This window comes from Gracilibacillus saliphilus (assembly GCF_010994085.1).
Lineage (GTDB): Bacteria > Bacillota > Bacilli > Bacillales > Amphibacillaceae > Gracilibacillus > Gracilibacillus lacisalsi.
Genome location: NZ_WJEB01000014.1, coordinates 45,871 through 64,282 on the forward strand (window position 1 = coordinate 45,871; position 18,412 = coordinate 64,282).

Here is an 18,412-nt window from a genome sequence, read left to right on the forward strand (position 1 = left end):
TATCCGGTGCTTTTTTCTTAGTCCATATTTTTGATTAATTCATCAGCAAATTCTGATGTTTTCACTTCTGTTGCCCCATCCATTAGACGTGCAAAATCATATGTTACTACTTTAGAACCGATTGTTTTGTCCATAGATTTAAGGATTAATTCACCAGCTTCTCTCCATCCTAGGTGTTCAAGCATTAATACACCAGAAAGAATAACAGAAGATGGATTTACTTTATCAAGACCAGCATATTTAGGAGCAGTACCGTGTGTAGCTTCAAAAATAGCATGACCTGATTCATAGTTAATGTTTGCACCTGGAGCAATACCGATACCACCAACTTGTGCAGCAAGTGCATCAGATACATAGTCACCGTTTAAGTTCATTGTAGCAACTACATCAAATTCTTTTGGACGAGTAAGAATTTGCTGTAAGAAAATGTCGGCAATCGCATCTTTTACAATAATACGACCAGCTGCTTCCGCGTCAGCTTGTGCTTTATCAGCTGCGTCACGACCTTGTTCTTCAACGATTTTGTCATATTCAGCCCATGTGAATACTTTGTCACCGTATTCTTTTTCAGCTAATTCATAACCCCAGTTTTTGAAAGAACCTTCTGTAAATTTCATAATGTTACCTTTATGTACTAGTGTAACACTCTTACGTCCTTCATTAATTGCGTACTCAATTGCAGCACGTACAAGACGACTAGTTCCTTCTTTAGATACTGGTTTTACACCTAGACCAGAAGTTTCAGGGAAACGAATGTTTTCAACACCCATTTCATTTTGAAGAAAGTCGATTACTTTTTTTACTTCGTCAGATCCTTCTTGCCACTCAATACCAGCATAGATGTCTTCTGTGTTTTCACGGAAGATTACCATATCTGTATCTTCAGGACGTTTAACAGGAGATGGTACACCTTCAAACCAGCGAACTGGACGCAAGCAAGTAAATAGATCTAACTTTTGACGTAGTGCTACGTTTAAGGAACGGATACCTCCACCGATAGGCGTAGTAAGAGGTCCTTTAATCGCAATTTTATAGTCACGAATTACATCAAGTGTTTCTTCTGGTAACCACTCACCAGTTTGGTTATATGCTTTTTCACCAGCAAGAACTTCTTTCCATTCAATGCCCTTTTCACCGTTATAAGCTTTTTCAACAGCAGCTTCTAAAACTCGACTAACTGCAGCCCAAATATCTGGACCAGTACCGTCACCTTCGATAAAAGGAATGACTGGTTTATTAGGTGTTTGCACAACACCATTTTCTACAGTAATTTTTTCACCCATAATTCATATTCCTCCTAGATTCATTATTATTTATATCATTTTCAAAAGAAAATGGTTAACGCTGATTGATATCCACGTAAACTTGTTTTTGTGGACCTACATATTCTGCACGCGGTCTGATTAAACGGTTGTTTTCATATTGTTCTAGAATATGTGCAATCCAACCTGAGAAACGACTCATCGCAAAGATTGGTGTGTAAAGATCATGTTTAATCCCTAAACTATGGTACACCGAAGCGGAATAGAAATCAACATTGGCAGGTAAGCCTTTTTCAGATTTAATATATTCTTCTATCTTTTCAGACATTTCATACCATTTTTCCATTCCATGCCGAGCTGTTAGTTCTTTGGACATTTTTTTCAAATGTTTTGCACGTGGGTCGCCCGTCTTATAGACACGGTGGCCCATACCCATGATCTTTTCTTTATTCGCCATTTTTTCTTTTACATATGGAATCGCATTTTCGACTTCACCGATTTCAAGTAGCATTTCCATTACACGCTCATTAGCACCACCGTGAAGCGGACCTTTAAGCGCACTAATTGCAGCAGTAATACCTGAATAAATATCTGATAATGTCGCGACACATACACGTGAAGTGAAAGTAGACGCATTTAATTCATGATCTGCATGAAGCACTAATGCTTTGTTAATTGCTTCTGTTTCTAGATCACTAGGCTCTTCCCCATTCAGCATATATAGGAAGTTTGCTGCATAGCTTAAGCCTTGTTTCGGTTGAATGATACCCTTTCCATCGCGAATGCGAGAAAAAGCGGTTACGACAGAAGCAACTTGTGCTTGCAACCGTACAGCTTTACGCTTGTTTGCCTCATCTGTCATCTCATCAGCTTCCGGATCGTATAATCCAAGCAGTGAAACAGCTGTTCTTAAAGCAGCCATTGGATGAACATTATGTATATCATAAGACTTAAAATGTTCTACAACTCCATCTGGTAATGTCATATTTTCAATTAAGTCTTTTTCCAGCTCAGCTAACTCTTCTTTGTTTGGAAGCCTTTTATTCCATAATAAAAAGACAACTTCTTCAAAGCTAGCATTTTCTGCCAAGTCATCAATCGTATAACCGACATATGTGAGCTGGTCATCAATAATGGAACTTACCTTTGACTCTGCTGCTACTACCCCTTCAAGTCCTTTCGTTGTTGACATAACATCCCTCTCCTTTTCTTATCCAAATTGCTTTTATTTCTATCGTTCAAGCGATAAAAATAATGGTGCTTTTGAACATCCCCATGCCTATTATAAACAAACAAAAAAAGATAGTAAATGAAAACGATTAAAATTTATCATATAATCTTGTTTTCTCTCATAGCTTGTATTACCTTTCCTTACTTAAGAAATGGAAGTGCGTCAAGCATTCTGATAATAACATATGCAATTCCTGCGCCGATTAACGGACCTACTGCAACACCTTGAAACGCTACAACGGCAATGATAGTACCTATTACTAATGCAGTTGTGATCTCGGGATCGTTTGCTAACAATGAAAGTCCATGTTTGGCAACGACTGCTACAAAAATACCAGCAATAAGGGCCACCCAGGCATGATACGACTTTACACTTTGCAATAATTCTTTAAACCCAATCTCACCTGTTGCAATCGGGATTAACACAGCAACTGTTATGATGATGACACCCCAGCCAATTCCTTTATCTTGAATGTATGGAAAAAGCTTGTCATCAATTTTTAATAATTTCATGCCAAAAAGTATGTATACAGCTACCATAATAGCCTGATTTTTTGCAATGTACCCTAGCAAAAATAGTATGAGTAAAAAAATCGTTGAACTACTTAACATAACATGTCCTCCACTGCATTCTAACCAATGCTTATCTTATCACAAAGTGCAAAATTTTTAAAAAAATAACCTCTGATTTCAAAGGAGACTTTCAATATGATGAACAGGCAAATGCTACTTAGGATTTTTTACCTAATTGCAATTCTTTCTGCGTTATTATTAACCACTTATCTTATTATCCAATTTCTATTTCCATTCTTTTTGGCTTGTCTATTTGCCATTCTTTTATATCCAATTATTCAATTAATACATGTTCATCTCAAAATTCCTTATGTGCTCAGCTGTCTATTGGGAATAATAATCGCTATCGTTAGTACGATTATGGCGCTATTTTTTATTGGTGTGGAATTATTACAAGGAATTATTTATTTAGCAAAATGGATTCCAGATAATCTCCGGTTTTTACTGGAACAGTCTATGAATCATTTTAATCAATGGGTTCAACCGCTCATTCAAAAAGCAAATCAATACATCCATAGTCTGCCTGAAGAACAACATACCATTATTGAAGAACAATTAGCCGAAATAAGTATAAGTATTGCCGATCAAATCGCCTATTTATTAGAGATCATCTTAAATTGGCTTGGAAACCAAGTATCCAGTTTACCTGGATCTGTTATGATCTTAATTTTTTCTTTCTTATGTACTTTCTTTATCTGTAAAGATTGGGACAAGTTCTATCAATATGTTGTGAAAAAAGTCCCTTTATCATTCATCGAAATTGCACAAACTGTTTCTAAACAAATAAAGTCAAAGATTATTAGATATTTAAAAGCACAATTAATACTAATTTCCATTACTTTCACTATTATCCTGATAGGGTTGAGCTTATTTCAAATTAAACATGCTTTTACAATAGCTATTCTGATGGCATTAGTAGATCTATTACCGATATTAGGAACGGGGATTATTTTTGTACCATGGAGTTTATATTTATTTATGACAGGAGAAACGACTTTGGCTATCTGCTTATTTTCACTTTATTTGTTCGTCATTCTACAAAGACAAATACTAGAGCCAAAAATCGTTTCTAATGCTTTGGGGATTCATCCAATCTTGACGATTATGACCATCTACTTAGGTTTTCAACTATTTGGCGTTAAAGGAATTTGGCTAGGGCCTGCTATCCTATTTGTTGGAAAAGCATGTAGTGAAGCCAACCTGTTCTATATCCTTTGGCAATACATTAAGCATAATCGGATTAGCGTCGATAAATCGTGAATCTTCCACTATCCATCCATTTACGTGCGATGTTTTGGAACATATTTTTAAACGGTCTTCTCGTGAAAGGAATTAACAGACAAAAACCGATAGCATCTGTTATAAACCCTGGAGTTAACAGGACGACGCCACCAATTAAAATACAAATCCCGTCAAAAATGGAGTCCTGTGGTGCATATCCCATACTCATGGACTCTCTTGCCTTTCTTAACGTTTCTAAACCTTGTTGTTTAGCTAACCAAGCACCAATCACTCCGGTTAATATAATCAATAGAATGAGCCACCATGGACCAATATAGCCACCTGCCCAAACAAAAACACCAATTTCCAATGCCGGAACTACCAAAATAAATAAAAGTAACCAACGAAACATAGTATCACCCTTTCGATTAAGAAAACTTAGTTTGTCGCCGTATGGAGGCGAAACCCACATTTTCTTATACTATCTTAAAATCTGAAAGTGTAAAAATAGAGAAGAAGGCAACCTTCTTCTCTATTTCTCCAGCTTATAATACACTAGCATGACCAGCGTAAATATCACCTTTTTGTGCATCAATCGTGATGTCTTGTCCATTATTTATCAATTCAATCGCTCTTTCTACACCTACGATCACCGGAATACCTAAGCTTAGACCAACAACTGCTGCATGAGAAGTCAAGCCACCTTCTTCTGTAATAATTCCCCCGGCTTTCTCGATAGATGGCATCATGTCTTTGTCTGTACCATAAGTGACAATGATATCATCTTGCTTTACTTTTAACTTAGCTTCTTCTGCATCTTTGCAAATTACGGCTCTCCCGTAAGTACTACCTTTACCAACACCTTGACCTTTAGCCAAAACATCTCCAATTACATGAATTTTTAGCAAGTTAGTTGTACCACTTTCACCAACTGGAACACCGGCAGTAATGATGACACGGTCACCGCGTTTGAAATGATTAGTTTTCAACCCTTGTTCTATTGCTTCTTCCAACACATCGTCTGTAGTATGTGCTAGTGTACCAACAATTGTTTCGACACCCCATACTAACGCTAATCTTCTGCTTACTTGCTCTTCAAAAGTAACAGCAATAATAGGTGATTCCGGACGATATTTCGAAATCATACGAGCTGTAAAGCCACTAACTGTTGGTGTTAAAATCGCATCAACATTTAGATTCATCGCTGAATGATTAACAGATTGACTAATTGCATCGGTAATGGTTACGTCTGACGCCTTGGAACGAAGGTCAAGCATCGCTTTATGATCAATCGCTGTTTCTGCTTTCTTCGCAATATCACTCATTGTTTCTACCGCTTCAATTGGATAGTCACCAGCAGCAGTCTCACCTGAAAGCATAATGGCATCTGTTCCATCTAGAATTGCATTGGCAACGTCTGATGCTTCCGCTCTTGTTGGCCTTGGATTGCGTTGCATAGAATCAAGCATTTGAGTCGCTGTAATAACAGGTTTACCAGCATTGTTACATTTATAGATCATTTCTTTTTGAACGAGTGGAACTTCCTCTGGCGGAATTTCAACCCCTAAGTCACCACGTGCAACCATTAAACCGTCACTTACTTGGAGAATGGCATCTAAGTTATCGACACCTTCCTGGTTCTCTATTTTAGGAATAATTTGGATATGTGTTGCATTCTGTTCTTCCAATAATCCTCTAATTTCCAACACATCTGATGCACGTCGAACAAATGAAGCAGCTACAAAATCAACGCCTTGCTCAATCCCAAATTTAATATCTGCTGCATCTTTTTCTGTGATGCCTGGTAGATTTACACTTACATTTGGAACGTTAACACCTTTTTTATTTTTTAGTAATCCAGAGTTTAACGCTACAGTTTTTAATTCGTTTCTATCTTTAAGAATTTCTGTAACCTCAAGAGCTATTAAGCCATCATCTAATAGTAATTTAGACCCTACTTTAACATCATGAATTAGTTGCGGATAAGTTACTGAAATTCGTTCATCGTTTCCTTCAATATCATCCATTGAAACATACACGGTATTACCTTTAACAATATCAGCTTTTCCATCTTTTAAAGTACCTGTACGAATTTCAGGCCCCTTCGTATCTAATAAAATGGCAACTGTTTTTCCTAATTTTTTCGCAGCATTACGAATGTTTTTAATTCTAGCCCCATGCTCATCAAAATCTCCATGGGAGAAATTTAAACGGGCAACATTCATCCCTGCCTCAATCAATTGTTCTAATTTTTCCTCTGATTCTGATGCTGGCCCAATCGTACAAACGATCTTAGTTCTTCTCATTTTGCTTCCTCCTTCAATCTCTAAACCTATTATGACTATATGTCTCGATATTTATCAAATTAAATAGACAGTTGATTAGCTAATTTATACATGTTCATGTTAACTGCATGTTTTTTAGCTAAAACATCTGATATATCATGATCAACTACAATATTATTTTCAATACCAACCATGCGACCGCCGATGCCATCCAGCAATAAGTCCACAGCTTTTGCGCCTAAACGACTTGCTAATACACGATCATATCCTGAAGGTGAACCACCACGTTGAATATGGCCAAGTACTGTTACACGTGTGTCCATATTAGTTTCTTCTTCAATACGCTTGCCATATTCAACACCACTGCCGACACCTTCAGCAAGAATAATAATACTATGTTTTTTACCTCGTTCCTGACCACGGTTCAACTTACCTACAACACTTTCGAAACTTTCTTCTTGTTCTGGAATGATGACAGTTTCCGCACCATTTGCAAGACCAGCCCATAAAGCTAAGTCACCAGCATCTCTCCCCATTACTTCAATTACATATGTACGCTCGTGTGAGGTAGCAGTGTCTCGAATTTTATCGACTGCATTAACAATGGTATTTAAAGCTGTATCAAATCCAATCGTATAATCAGTACCAGAAATGTCATTATCAATAGTACCAGGAACACCGATACATGGAAAACCTTTTTGAGTCAATTTTTCCGCACCACGAAATGACCCATCTCCACCAATAACAATGAGTCCTTCAATTCCAATTTTTCGCATTTGCTCGATTGCTTTTTGTTGCCCCGCATCTGTTTTAAATTCTTCGGAACGAGCGGAGTATAGAATTGTTCCACCTCGTTGGATAATATCCCCAACAGAACCTAGTTCCATTTTCTTAATATTACCTTCCATAAGACCTTCATATCCGTTATAAACGCCATAAACTTCTAATTCATGATAGATTGCTTTACGAACAACGGCACGAACTGCTGCATTCATTCCCGGTGCATCTCCACCACTTGTTAATACACCAATTTTTTTCAAATCAATCACCTCATTAACAAAATAAATTGCCCTACAACATTTCTCCCCATCTTTTATGTCTTTTAAACTATATAGGAATTCCACCTAAGATTATACATGAAATAAAAACGAAACTCACCCCTAAACATTATAATTTTAGCGTATTTCTCTCCACATTGAAAGTTTTTTTGTTTATTATCGTTTATCAAATTCAAAAAACTCTCTATTTATCTTTATAATAAATAGTATTAGATATAGTAATGAAACTACTGTTTGCTCGAAACTTAATTTACAGTCACCTATGAAGTAATGTTGACATTTATCTTTATCATGATCGCCACTCCGGATCCCCACTTCCCTTCCTATAATCGTTTATCCCTGGAAGAGAAGATTTTTTCCTCGGAACAGGATAGCTCTTCCGAGGATATCCCCTTCTCTTCCCTGGATATAGGCGACTATCCCCGGAAGAAAAGACCTTTTCCTCGGAACAGGATAACTCTTCTTCCGGGGATATCTCCTTCTCTTCCCTGGATATAGGCGATTATCCCCGGAAGAGAAGACTTTTTCCTCGGAACAGCCCTTCCGCAGGGTTTAAACGATGGCATAGAAAACTATACGAAAGTATTTTTTGATTGAGTAGATGTTGAACTTGTTCCCAATAAACTATTCTGCCGGAGAGGTTTGTCTGCACTCTCCTAAGGAAGATTGGAAGAGAGCAACCTCGTAGTCTATGTATTTTCTTCACTATTTTCACAAACTCAATTAGAAAAACCCCTCCTGAAGTTGGAGAGGTTTATGTGAGTTTAGACTTCTACTTTTTCTATTGATGATTGGACTTCGCCGATTTGTTTGTACTTTTCCCATCGCTTTTCGAGTAGAGAAGTTTCATTTTCCTCTTCTAACTCTCGTAACGAATCATCTAATACTTTGCTAATACTTAAGGCTTGGGTGACCTTGTCACGGTGAGCTCCGCCAAGTGGTTCTGGTATCACTTCATCAATAACATCTAATTCTTTTAAATCAGGAGCAGTTATTTTCAACGATTTTGCAGCTTTTTCTGCTTGTCCCGAATCTTTCCAAAGCAAAGCAGCTGCACCTTCTGGAGAGATAACGGAGTAAGTGGAATTCTCTAGCATGTGAATTCGGTCTCCGACACCAATACCTAAGGCTCCACCACTTCCACCTTCACCAATTACCACACAGATAATAGGGACTTTAATACCTGCCATCTCCATCAAGTTTTTAGCTATTGCTTCACTTTGACCTCGTTCTTCTGCAGCTTTACCTGGATAAGCACCTTTGGTATCAATAAAAGTAATAATCGGTCTGTTGAACTTCTCTGCTTGTTTCATGTGGCGCAATGCTTTCCGGTATCCTTCAGGGTGAGGACTCCCAAAATTACGTTTAATATTGTCTTTCGTATTTTTACCACGTTGTTGTCCAATAATTGTAACAGGCTTTCCTTTATACTTGGCGATTCCTGCAACAATCGCTTCATCATCACCGAAAAAACGATCTCCATGAAATTCAATAAAATTAGTAAATAATTGCTCAATATAATCCAATGAAGTAGGACGTTCTGCGTGACGTGCGATTTGTACTCGATCCCAAGGTTTTAACTTCCCGTAAATTTCATTTTCTAATTTAGCTAGACGTTCTTCCATTTTACTTATTTCATCAGATAAATCTATATCACTGTCTTTTGTCATAGTTTTTAATTCTTCTATTTTTTCACGTAATTCAATAACAGGTTTCTCAAACTCCAGCACTTGTTTCAACTGTTTCACCTCCATATCCATGGATATCCAATATCGTTCCGAGTGTATCTCGCATCTCTGCGCGCGAGATTACTTTATCGACTTGTCCGTGTTTCAACTGAAATTCAGCTGTTTGAAAATCTTTCGGTAACTTTTCACGAATGGTTTGTTCAATAATTCGTCTACCAGCAAAACCGATTAGTGCACCTGGCTCAGCGAAATTGTAATCGCCAATCGAAGCAAAACTAGCAGATACTCCACCTGTAGTAGGATTTGTCATTACGGAAATAAATAAACCATTTTCACTATGCAAACGTTGAATGGCAATGGACGTCTTAGCCATCTGCATCAAACTTAATATACCCTCCTGCATACGAGCGCCACCTGAGGCAGTGAAAATGATAATCGGCATTTTTTCTTCACGAGCTCGCTCTATCGCTCTTGCAATTTTCTCGCCTACAACAGACCCCATACTTCCCATTCGAAAACGTGAATCCATAATTGCGATTGCAGTTCTGCTCTCATGTATTTTGCCTTCACCAGTTACTACAGCTTCATTTAATCCTGTTTTTATTCGATCTTTTTCTAATTTTTCTTCATACTGGGGGAAGTGTAGTGGATTTTGTGATAACAAGTCTTTATCCCATTCCTCAAAACTACCTTCATCAAATAGACTGTTAATACGGTCATATGCAGAAATTTGATGATGATGTCCACACTCCGGGCAGACATTTAAATTTTTAATAAGCTCTTTTTGATAAAATATTTTTTTGCATCCACTGCATTTTTGCATCAATCCTTCTGGTACATCTTTCTTTGCATTCTCACCAGGAATGGAAGCATATTTTTTCTTTTTTCCAAACATCAACAAGGAAGATTCCTCCTTCTTCATTACACTACAATGTATTCAAATCTAAAATCGCTTATTCAATTGTATTTTTTTAACATATCACAATAATATTGATCATGGTAAACATCTTGCTCAATATTCTCTGAAAAGTCTTGCATAAGTCGCCATATTCTTAACAAAAGTTGATTGTCATTTGCTTTAAAAAAAACCAGAAAAAAATGATGATGTTTTTCCTCTTTCGACAAAGATGAATCAGCTAAAATCTCTCTCAGCTGTTTTAGTTGTTGATCGGAAAGGGAATCAATGGATAATACATGGTTTTCTAATATTTTTTTCGCTTGTCGTAACTCTTCTTGTATCCGAGAATCTTGTAAGACAAATGAAGCTAACAATTCTACGGCATGGTACGTTTGATAATCCCTTAAATACGTACCTTCTCCTTGCCTTGTTTCGATAATCCCCAATAATTCAATAGCTCTTAAAGCTTCTCTAACAGAGGATCTAGCTGCGTCCAATTGCACAGATAACTGCCTTTCTGATGGCAGTTTATCTCCAGGTAAATACCCATCTTCTTTGATAAGACGTTGAATTTCACTTAGTACTTGCTGATATACTTTACTGCGCTCTGACATCACTTTCCCCCTGTTAAAGTCTTTACTGGTCAGACCAATTAACTATTACATTATATCAGATCAATAAATGATGTAAAGAGGAACCCTTTTATGAAGAATGCCTAATCACTACATTATCTTCTCCAAAATATTGTTTTAGTTCTTTGACAACATTCCACGCGCTATCTAAATTATAGTGACTCGATAACTTAAACAATTGACGTTGATTCTCTTGATAAAGGTAAATAGTTGAAGACCCGGGAAACTTCGTTGCTAACTCTTCCAATTTCGCTAATGAGTCTTCTTTCTCATCTAGTACTTTAATATACACACTGTCTGTGGTTAGTTGCTTCTCTTCCAATTGATATGGTTGAATATCATTGACAATTAATTGTTTTTTTTCATTTCGTTCTTCTAATTTTCCTTCCACAAACACGAAACTATCTTCTTCAAGCCAATGATTTACTTGCCGGAATATATTAGGAAATATGACAGTATCCATTTCACCCGATTCATCCGAGATCGTTGCAAAAGCCATTGTTTCTCCTTTTTTAGTTCGGATAACTTTTAGCGACTGGACTACTGCAGCCATCTTGATCTGTTTCTTCTTTAGCTGGTTTGCTTGTTGGATCGAAACATATCCATACTTACGAATTTTATCACGTACCTGTGCTAATGGATGAGTGGATACAAAGAACCCTATCACTTCTTTCTCCATCATCAATTGCTTCATAATTGGATAGGGATCTGTCTCGGTATAAGAAACATCTAACGCTAAATCCCCCTCAAAGAAATGAATTTGATCATCAAATTCTCTAAATAACTCGCCTTGTTCCATTGCCTCATCAAGACTAGCTAACAGGGTTGCACGGTTGTCATGCAGTTCATCAAATGCTCCAGCTAATATTAGTGACTCAATAATCGTCCGGTTGATTTTTTGCAATGGTACACGTAAGCAAAAATCAAATAAATTTTTAAATCGCTGATTTTTTCGGGCATCCAATATCGTTTGTACTGCTTGAAATCCTATTCCTTTAATCATATTTAAGCCAATTCTGATACTACCATTTTCTGCTTTGAATTTACCGATACTATAATTAATCGATGGCGGTAGAACCGCAATATTTCTGTTTTTCGCTTCTCGTAAATAAATTTGGATTTTTTCACTGTTTCCCATATGCATACTCAACATTTCAATAAAGAAGGCAACAGGGTAATTTGCTTTTAGGTATGCTAATTGATAGGCAATAACACTATAGGCAACAGCATGACTTCGGTTAAATCCATAATTAGAGAATCGGACAATCCAATCAAAAACTTCTTCTGCCGTCTGGTTATGGTACCCATTTTTCAAACTTCCATTGATGAATTTTTGTTTGTTCTCCATTATAAGGGTTTTATCTTTCTTACTGACTGCTCTTCTCAGAATATCTGCTTCACCATATGTAAAACCAGCCATTTTATGAACAATTTGCATAATCTGTTCCTGATAAACGAGCACACCATATGTTTTTTCCAATATCGAGGCTAAATCAGGATGAAGGTGAGGTATTTCCTTCTTTTTGTGTTTACGCTCGATATAGGTTGGAATAAATTCCATTGGGCCTGGTCGATACAGGGCATTTACAGCTACGATATCTTCAAAATTAGTCGGGCGTAATTCCCGTAAAACTTTTTGCATCCCTTGCGATTCTAGTTGAAAAATACCATTTGTTTCACCTTTTTGTAAAAGTCTATAGGTATTCTCATCATCAAAGGGTATGTCTTGTAAAGAAATAACCTGCTTATAATGATATTCAATTTGTTTTAAAATCTTCTCAATCAATGTCAAGTTACGTAATCCTAGAAAATCAATTTTTAATAAACCAATTTTCTCCAGATCATTCATAGGATATTGCGTAAGCGCAACATTACTTTGAGATGGCATTGTTGCAACGTGTTGTGTCATCTCTTGATCACTGATAATAACGCCGGCAGCGTGTGTTGATACATGTCGAGGGAGGCCTTCAAGCTGATTAGCAATTTTAAATAAACGTTTCAACTGCTCCGATTGTTTGACATACTCCGTTAATTCCGTTGTTTGCTTTAATAATGCCGCAATGCTACTATTACTATCCTTTGGCAATGATTTTAAAATATAAGCCTGATCATTATCAGGTATGTCTAAAACTTTAAAAAGCTCTCTTAATAAAGATCGTGCCGCAAATGTTCCGAATGTGATGATTTGGGCTACATGATCACTACCATATTTCTCTACAACATAACGAATCACTTGATCTCTCTTCTCATCGGAAAAGTCTATATCGATATCAGGCATCGTCACACGATCGGGATTTAAAAATCGTTCAAATAATAAATCATATTGAATTGGGTCAACATCTGTAATACCTAAAAGATATGCAACAAGGGAACCAGCAGCTGAGCCACGACCTGGTCCAACCATAATTTGATTTTCTTTTGCATAATTTACAAAGTCCCAAACAATGAGAAAATAATCACTAAAGCCCATCGATTGAATAACATCGATTTCATAGTGGAGGCGATCTGTAATCTCGTCAGTTACATGGGAATATTTATCAGGTATTTGTTTTTCACATAATTCCTCTAAATATTGATCTGCATGCATACCACCTGGGACAGGATATTTAGGTAATAACCTTTGTTCTAAACGAAGTTCAATTTGACACTGTGCTGCTAACTGGTTAGCTTCTGTCAGTAACTCTGGCCATGCTTGAAAAGCTATGTTCAGTTCATCAGCTGCTTTTAAATAGGTACCTTCCACACCCTCTAACACTTCCTTGTCCCATTTCACACCTTGATCCATAGCTCGTAAACAACTATAAGCCATTACTTCTTGCTTATTCAAATACCTTACATCTGACAAAGCGACCTTTTTAATATTCAGTTGTTCAAGGATGTTACGCTGATCGACCAATTGTTCGGATACACCGAGATACATATTGTTCCAACCACTATGCGAACTAATTTGTTGGAGATTTGCTTCTATTTGTTCTACAGGCCATTGTTCGGCAGGCAGAATGGTAAAAAGTGATTCATCGTAGTGCTTCATCATATCGATCGTTATTTTTTCACCGTGCTGCAGTGCTGTACTTATTTGTAGCAAATGCTTGTAGCCTGTTGCATTTTTAGCTAAAGCAATAACGGCAACTGAATACTCATGGAGTTTAATGCGATAAGAAAGCCCGATAATTGGATTAATGCCTGCCTTCTTACATGCTTGATAAAAAGGAATCGCCCCATGCATGATTCCTTCATCCGTCAATGCCAAGTGCTGATAACCATAGCTCTTCGCCTGTTTGACCAACGGTTCGATTTGGATCGTACTATTCATTAAAGAGTAGCCACTTTTCAGTTGCAGTGCAGATAAATGCGACATATTATCACCTCCTAGTGCAATGCGATCAAATGTTTTGTTTCTTTATTATATCAGACCTTGTGTAACTTGTAAGTTAGTAAACATATAGTAGACAAGTTTGCCATATATTTTAATTGAGGATTAAATTAATTCCCGGGAGGGGTGTGAATGGAAGAACGCTTCATGGCAACGATGATTCAATGTTATTTTATCGCTTTTGGTGTGATGATTGGTGGTTCGATCATTGGAAGTATAGGTGCATTTCTAGCCGGCGATGCCCCATTCACACATATAAACCGGATCGCTAAAAATTTACGTATTTGGGCTATTGTTGCAGCAATTGGGGGTACTTTTGATGCCATCTATAATTTTGAAAGAGGTATCTACGAAGGATCTACTATTGATTTAGTCAAACAAATTTTACTGATTATTACTGCAATGGGCGGTGCACATACTGCACTATTAATTATCGAATGGATTATTCAAGAGGAGATACAATAATGCACATTCCACCGTATCACAAACGTCCATCATGGCAACGATTTCTGGCCGGTGTTGCGATTGGTACGATTATCGGCTATATAATCTTTATTTACATGTTTGGTGAATTACAAGAACAGTGGATTGAAGAAAACCTGGCATTGCGCGGAGATCTTCAGGACCTTAGACAAAGCTATGAAAATTTACGAAAAAATCATGAAGCACTTGATCAGCAAACAAAACAAGGTTTGCAAGTTGGAGAAATAAATATTGAATTTTTAAATCTGGAAGAATTGAATATAGACTCTGATCGAATTATGATTCAACAATTAGAAGATTCTATTCGAACTGAGGCATCTCATGCTATCGGAAAAAGCGTTGAGGAGATTATCAATTCCATAGATTTACTTATTTCGACCATTGAAAACAAAACCATTAATATAGATGATTTCAGGTTTCAAGCAGAAGTTCGCAGAATTATTGTAACGGAGACAGTATATTTATCGATCGAACTTAAGATGGCAGAATCCTAATCATTTCTCAAGGTCATACAACACTTGTTGACCTTGAGAGATGACCTCTTAAGATTATTGTTCTTTACATACTTCTTCTAAATCAGCCAAAACATTGTCTACTGTCTCCCACTGATGAATTTTAGCGCCTGATGCAAGCGGATGTCCGCCACCTTCATAATTTGCTGCTACTTGATTAATAACAGGACCTTTGGAGCGGATTCGAACACGAATAACATCGTCTTCTTCGACAAATATCACCCATACTTTGATCCCCTCAATATCTCCTAACACCCCTACCACAGAGCTAGTCTCTGATGCCTCTACTTCAAACTCTTTTAAAATATCCTTTGTTAATTTGACATAGCTTACACCAGCTTCTGATACCGAAATATTTTGAAGAATGTAGCCTTTCAATTTGGCAATGTTTAAGTTTGTTTTATACATTTCTTCATACATCTCAGTGCGGTCAAAATTATATGCAACTAATTCTGAGGCATATCGGAAAGTCCTTTTGGTCGTACTCGGAAATAAAAAGCGCCCAGTGTCACCAACGATTCCACTATACAAAAGAAAAGCAGCTCTATCCGTCATATTTAACCCGTTGTCTTTGTGTTCTCTATAAAAATGGTAAATCATTTCACTTGTGGAACTCGCATTTACATCTATCCATTGCAGTTCTCCATAAGCATCCACTACTGGATGGTGATCGATTTTTACCACTTCCTTGGCTTGCTCGAAACGCTGATCAGAAATTCTTTCCTGATTTGCTGTGTCACAGACTATAACAAGGGCATTTGAATAAACATCGTCATCAATGTCATCCATTGTTGCTAAGAATGATAAAGAGGCCTCCTCTTCACCAACTACATATACATTTTTATCTGGAAAGCTTGCTTTAATAATTTCGGCAAGTCCACTTTGAGACCCGTATGCATCAGGATCAGGACGAACATGGCGGTGAATGATAATCGTATCGTACTGTTTTATTTTCTCTAATATTTGCGACATTACTGACATATATATACTCCTTTTTTAGTACCTATTATTTTTTCACTAGCAATTCTATTATAGTCACGATACAATAGAAAGGTATTTTTATCTAGCATATAGCTCGTTATGTTATTGGAGGTTTTACTATGGTAATTTTCCCCATCATGATTATCTTATCGTTTATGATGTATATTTATTATAAAGTAATGATAATACGGGATCGTGATCCGCTGATGCAAGAGATTAAAAATGCCAAAGCTCGGATAGCGTTGGGTGTTTTTATCAGCGTTTTTGGTGTCAATCAATACCTATTTTATCAAACACAGCTTGCTTTATTTATAACACTTGTATTTCTTTTCTTTGGAGTTGTTCAAGGATATGGTGGTATTAAACGTCTGTCTCATTATAAGGGAGAATTTCAAAAAAGAGCACAAACAAATCAATAATGGTTCAACTAAAGCAAATTACCATATGGTAGTTTGCTTTTCTAATAACCTTTAACACACACTATGATCAGTAGTGGCACCGTGATAACGCTCTTTTGCGGTTTTGCTTTTTCTCATTCTGAAGTTTGGATTAGAGGTGCAATATGCTCCGGCAAGATACTTGGCTTTGTGGGAGCGGACATTTATTCCGTTATTTGTGGTAAAAGTACCAATTCTATCATGATGTCGAACATCTGTTCCGCTATTCATTAAAACAACGCTATTTTATGTCAAAAGTCATCAAATAAAGGATTAAATGTCCGCCTACCGCATAGCTCTCTCGTGATGTCACTGAAAGTTTTCGTATATTCACAGTTATTGTTGAATGTTTGGGCAATGCTCTACTTCTGATTTAACGATCAATTAATTGTGCCATCAGCATCGCTTTTCCAACTACTTTTTTCTCATGATATACTTCGATATCTACTTTTGCCGACTTTCTGCCAACATCGATAATTTTGGGTTGAAAAGTAACCGTTGTTTCTAATTGAATAGGTTTTATGAAATAAACTGTAATATTCTCCACAACCAAGTCACCTTTCTTCTGATACCGCAACAATCTCCGTGCTGCTTCAATGACAAAAGAAACAAATACACCATAAGATAACGTTCCTAGTTGGTTCGTCATTTGTGGAGTGATCTCTGCATGATAAGTAGCATGTTGTGGATCTGAAGGTGAATGATCAAAATAATTTGAAACAATGTCATCAATAGTTTCGCCGACTTGTGGCTGTTTTTGAATGTGCTGAAGTGCTTTCAACACATCTTGACGAGATATAAGTCCTTCCAATTGATGATGATGATCGACAACAGGCATGATTTCTATACCTTCCCAGACCATCATATGTGCCGCATATGCCAAGGAAGTCTCTTTCATCACCGTTAACGGATTTTTGGTCATCACCTTTTCGATTAACATATCCATCTTTCGCCCAATCACATCTTTTGATGTAACAATTCCTACCACTTTATTTTTTTCATCCACTACAGGATAGCGACTATGCGTTGTTTTTTCTTCCCATTCATACCATTTGGCAACTTGGTCTTTTGTCATTAAGAAATATGTATCTTCTACCGAGGTATATATATCACCGACTAAAACAATTTCTTTCTTAATTAGCTGGTCATATATAGCGCGGTTAATCATCGCAGCTACTGTGAATGTATCATAACTAGTTGATATAATCGGTAATTGTTTCTGATCTGCTAATTGTTTAGTCGTATCATCGGTATCAAATCCACCAGTAATAAGTACAGCCGCACCTTCTTTTAACGCTAATTGATGGGCTTCTGTACGATTACCAACGATCAAAAGCGAATCCTTTTCGGTATAACGCATCATTGCATCAAGCTTCATCGCACCGATAACAAACTTGTTTAATGTTTTGTATAAACCGTCTCTTCCTCCGAGTACTTGTCCATCTACAATACTTACAATTTCGGCAAAGGTTAGATTTTCAAAGTTTTCTTTTTGTTTGCGCTCGATTCGAATGGTTCCAACGCGCTCAATGGTACTAACCAGCCCCTTGTTCTCTGCTTCTTTGATGGCACGATAAGCTGTTCCTTCACTTACATTAAGCTCTTTGGCAATTTGTCTTACTGATATTTTATTTCCTACTTTTAAAGATTCAATAAAGGATAGAATTTGTTCATGTTTTGTAGCCAATCGTTTTTCACCATTCTTTCATCTGTACTAGTATATTTTCTCTTATTATAATTATACAGTTGTTCATTGTAATATTCAATTTATTCTTGAAA

16 protein-coding genes are annotated in these 18,412 nt (G+C 36.9%); 4 read left to right on the forward strand and 12 right to left on the reverse strand.

Annotated elements, in window-relative coordinates; translation table 11 throughout:
* Positions 1-17: 17 nt before the first annotated feature.
* From icd to GHT08_RS11810, 3 genes are all read right to left on the reverse strand, one after another.
* Positions 18-1,283 (reverse strand): NADP-dependent isocitrate dehydrogenase, encoded by a 1,266-nt coding sequence (gene icd, locus GHT08_RS11800; protein WP_163581600.1) that lies wholly within the window; start codon positions 1,281-1,283, stop codon positions 18-20.
* Positions 1,284-1,338: 55 nt separating this feature from the next.
* Complete coding sequence (gene citZ, locus GHT08_RS11805) at positions 1,339-2,454, reverse strand: citrate synthase (protein ID WP_163581601.1); 1,116 nt, start codon at positions 2,452-2,454, stop codon at positions 1,339-1,341.
* A 179-nt stretch (positions 2,455-2,633) separates the two neighbouring features.
* Positions 2,634-3,104: a DUF441 domain-containing protein gene (locus tag GHT08_RS11810; protein ID WP_163581602.1), complete on the reverse strand. Its 471-nt coding sequence runs from the start codon at positions 3,102-3,104 to the stop codon at positions 2,634-2,636.
* 96 nt (positions 3,105-3,200) lie between these two features.
* Here GHT08_RS11810 and ytvI point away from each other — a divergent pair, with 96 nt between their 5' ends.
* The gene (gene ytvI / locus GHT08_RS11815) at positions 3,201-4,325 is read left to right on the forward strand and encodes a sporulation integral membrane protein YtvI (RefSeq protein WP_163581603.1); all 1,125 of its coding nucleotides are present in this window, start codon (positions 3,201-3,203) and stop codon (positions 4,323-4,325) included.
* Here the strand turns inward: ytvI and GHT08_RS11820 are convergent.
* The 7 genes from GHT08_RS11820 to dnaE form a co-directional block, all read right to left on the reverse strand.
* Positions 4,306-4,698 (reverse strand): FxsA family protein, encoded by a 393-nt coding sequence (locus tag GHT08_RS11820; RefSeq protein ID WP_163581604.1) that lies wholly within the window; start codon positions 4,696-4,698, stop codon positions 4,306-4,308. The two genes, ytvI and GHT08_RS11820, sit on opposite strands and share 20 nt — an antisense overlap.
* Before the next feature lie 133 nt (positions 4,699-4,831).
* Positions 4,832-6,592 carry a pyruvate kinase gene (pyk, locus tag GHT08_RS11825; protein ID WP_163581605.1) on the reverse strand — a complete coding sequence of 587 codons (1,761 nt, stop codon included), beginning with the start codon at positions 6,590-6,592 and terminating at the stop codon, positions 4,832-4,834.
* A gap of 59 nt (positions 6,593-6,651) precedes the next feature.
* Positions 6,652-7,611: a 6-phosphofructokinase gene (pfkA, locus tag GHT08_RS11830; RefSeq protein ID WP_163581606.1), complete on the reverse strand. Its 960-nt coding sequence runs from the start codon at positions 7,609-7,611 to the stop codon at positions 6,652-6,654.
* Positions 7,612-8,393: 782 nt separating this feature from the next.
* Complete coding sequence (gene accA / locus GHT08_RS11835) at positions 8,394-9,368, reverse strand: acetyl-CoA carboxylase carboxyl transferase subunit alpha (RefSeq protein WP_163581607.1); 975 nt, start codon at positions 9,366-9,368, stop codon at positions 8,394-8,396.
* Positions 9,346-10,212 carry an acetyl-CoA carboxylase, carboxyltransferase subunit beta gene (accD, locus tag GHT08_RS11840; protein ID WP_238343564.1) on the reverse strand — a complete coding sequence of 289 codons (867 nt, stop codon included), beginning with the start codon at positions 10,210-10,212 and terminating at the stop codon, positions 9,346-9,348. Before accD ends, accA begins: the two co-directional genes overlap by 23 nt.
* A 62-nt stretch (positions 10,213-10,274) precedes the next feature.
* Positions 10,275-10,829 carry a FadR/GntR family transcriptional regulator gene (locus tag GHT08_RS11845; protein ID WP_163581609.1) on the reverse strand — a complete coding sequence of 185 codons (555 nt, stop codon included), beginning with the start codon at positions 10,827-10,829 and terminating at the stop codon, positions 10,275-10,277.
* Positions 10,830-10,917: 88 nt separating this feature from the next.
* A complete protein-coding gene (dnaE, locus tag GHT08_RS11850; protein WP_163581610.1) occupies positions 10,918-14,205 on the reverse strand; it encodes a DNA polymerase III subunit alpha in 3,288 nt (1,095 codons plus the stop codon).
* A gap of 147 nt (positions 14,206-14,352) precedes the next feature.
* Here dnaE and ytrH point away from each other — a divergent pair, with 147 nt between their 5' ends.
* Entirely contained in the window at positions 14,353-14,685 is a 333-nt protein-coding gene (gene ytrH / locus GHT08_RS11855; protein WP_163581611.1) for a sporulation membrane protein YtrH, read from the forward strand.
* Positions 14,685-15,197, forward strand: a complete 513-nt coding sequence (gene ytrI / locus GHT08_RS11860) for a sporulation membrane protein YtrI (protein WP_163581612.1) — start codon at positions 14,685-14,687, stop codon at positions 15,195-15,197. The genes ytrH and ytrI overlap by 1 nt, the downstream gene beginning before the upstream one ends.
* A 54-nt stretch (positions 15,198-15,251) precedes the next feature.
* Here ytrI and GHT08_RS11865 read toward each other — a convergent pair whose 3' ends face one another.
* A complete protein-coding gene (locus tag GHT08_RS11865) occupies positions 15,252-16,196 on the reverse strand; it encodes a DHH family phosphoesterase (RefSeq protein ID WP_163581613.1) in 945 nt (314 codons plus the stop codon).
* A gap of 119 nt (positions 16,197-16,315) precedes the next feature.
* On the opposite strand from GHT08_RS11865, the gene GHT08_RS11870 reads away from it, so the two are divergent.
* Positions 16,316-16,615 (forward strand): YtpI family protein, encoded by a 300-nt coding sequence (locus GHT08_RS11870; protein WP_163581614.1) that lies wholly within the window; start codon positions 16,316-16,318, stop codon positions 16,613-16,615.
* A gap of 391 nt (positions 16,616-17,006) precedes the next feature.
* On the opposite strand, the gene GHT08_RS11875 is transcribed toward GHT08_RS11870, so the two are convergent.
* Positions 17,007-18,320: a DRTGG domain-containing protein gene (locus GHT08_RS11875; RefSeq protein ID WP_163581615.1), complete on the reverse strand. Its 1,314-nt coding sequence runs from the start codon at positions 18,318-18,320 to the stop codon at positions 17,007-17,009.
* Positions 18,321-18,412: the final 92 nt, after the last annotated feature.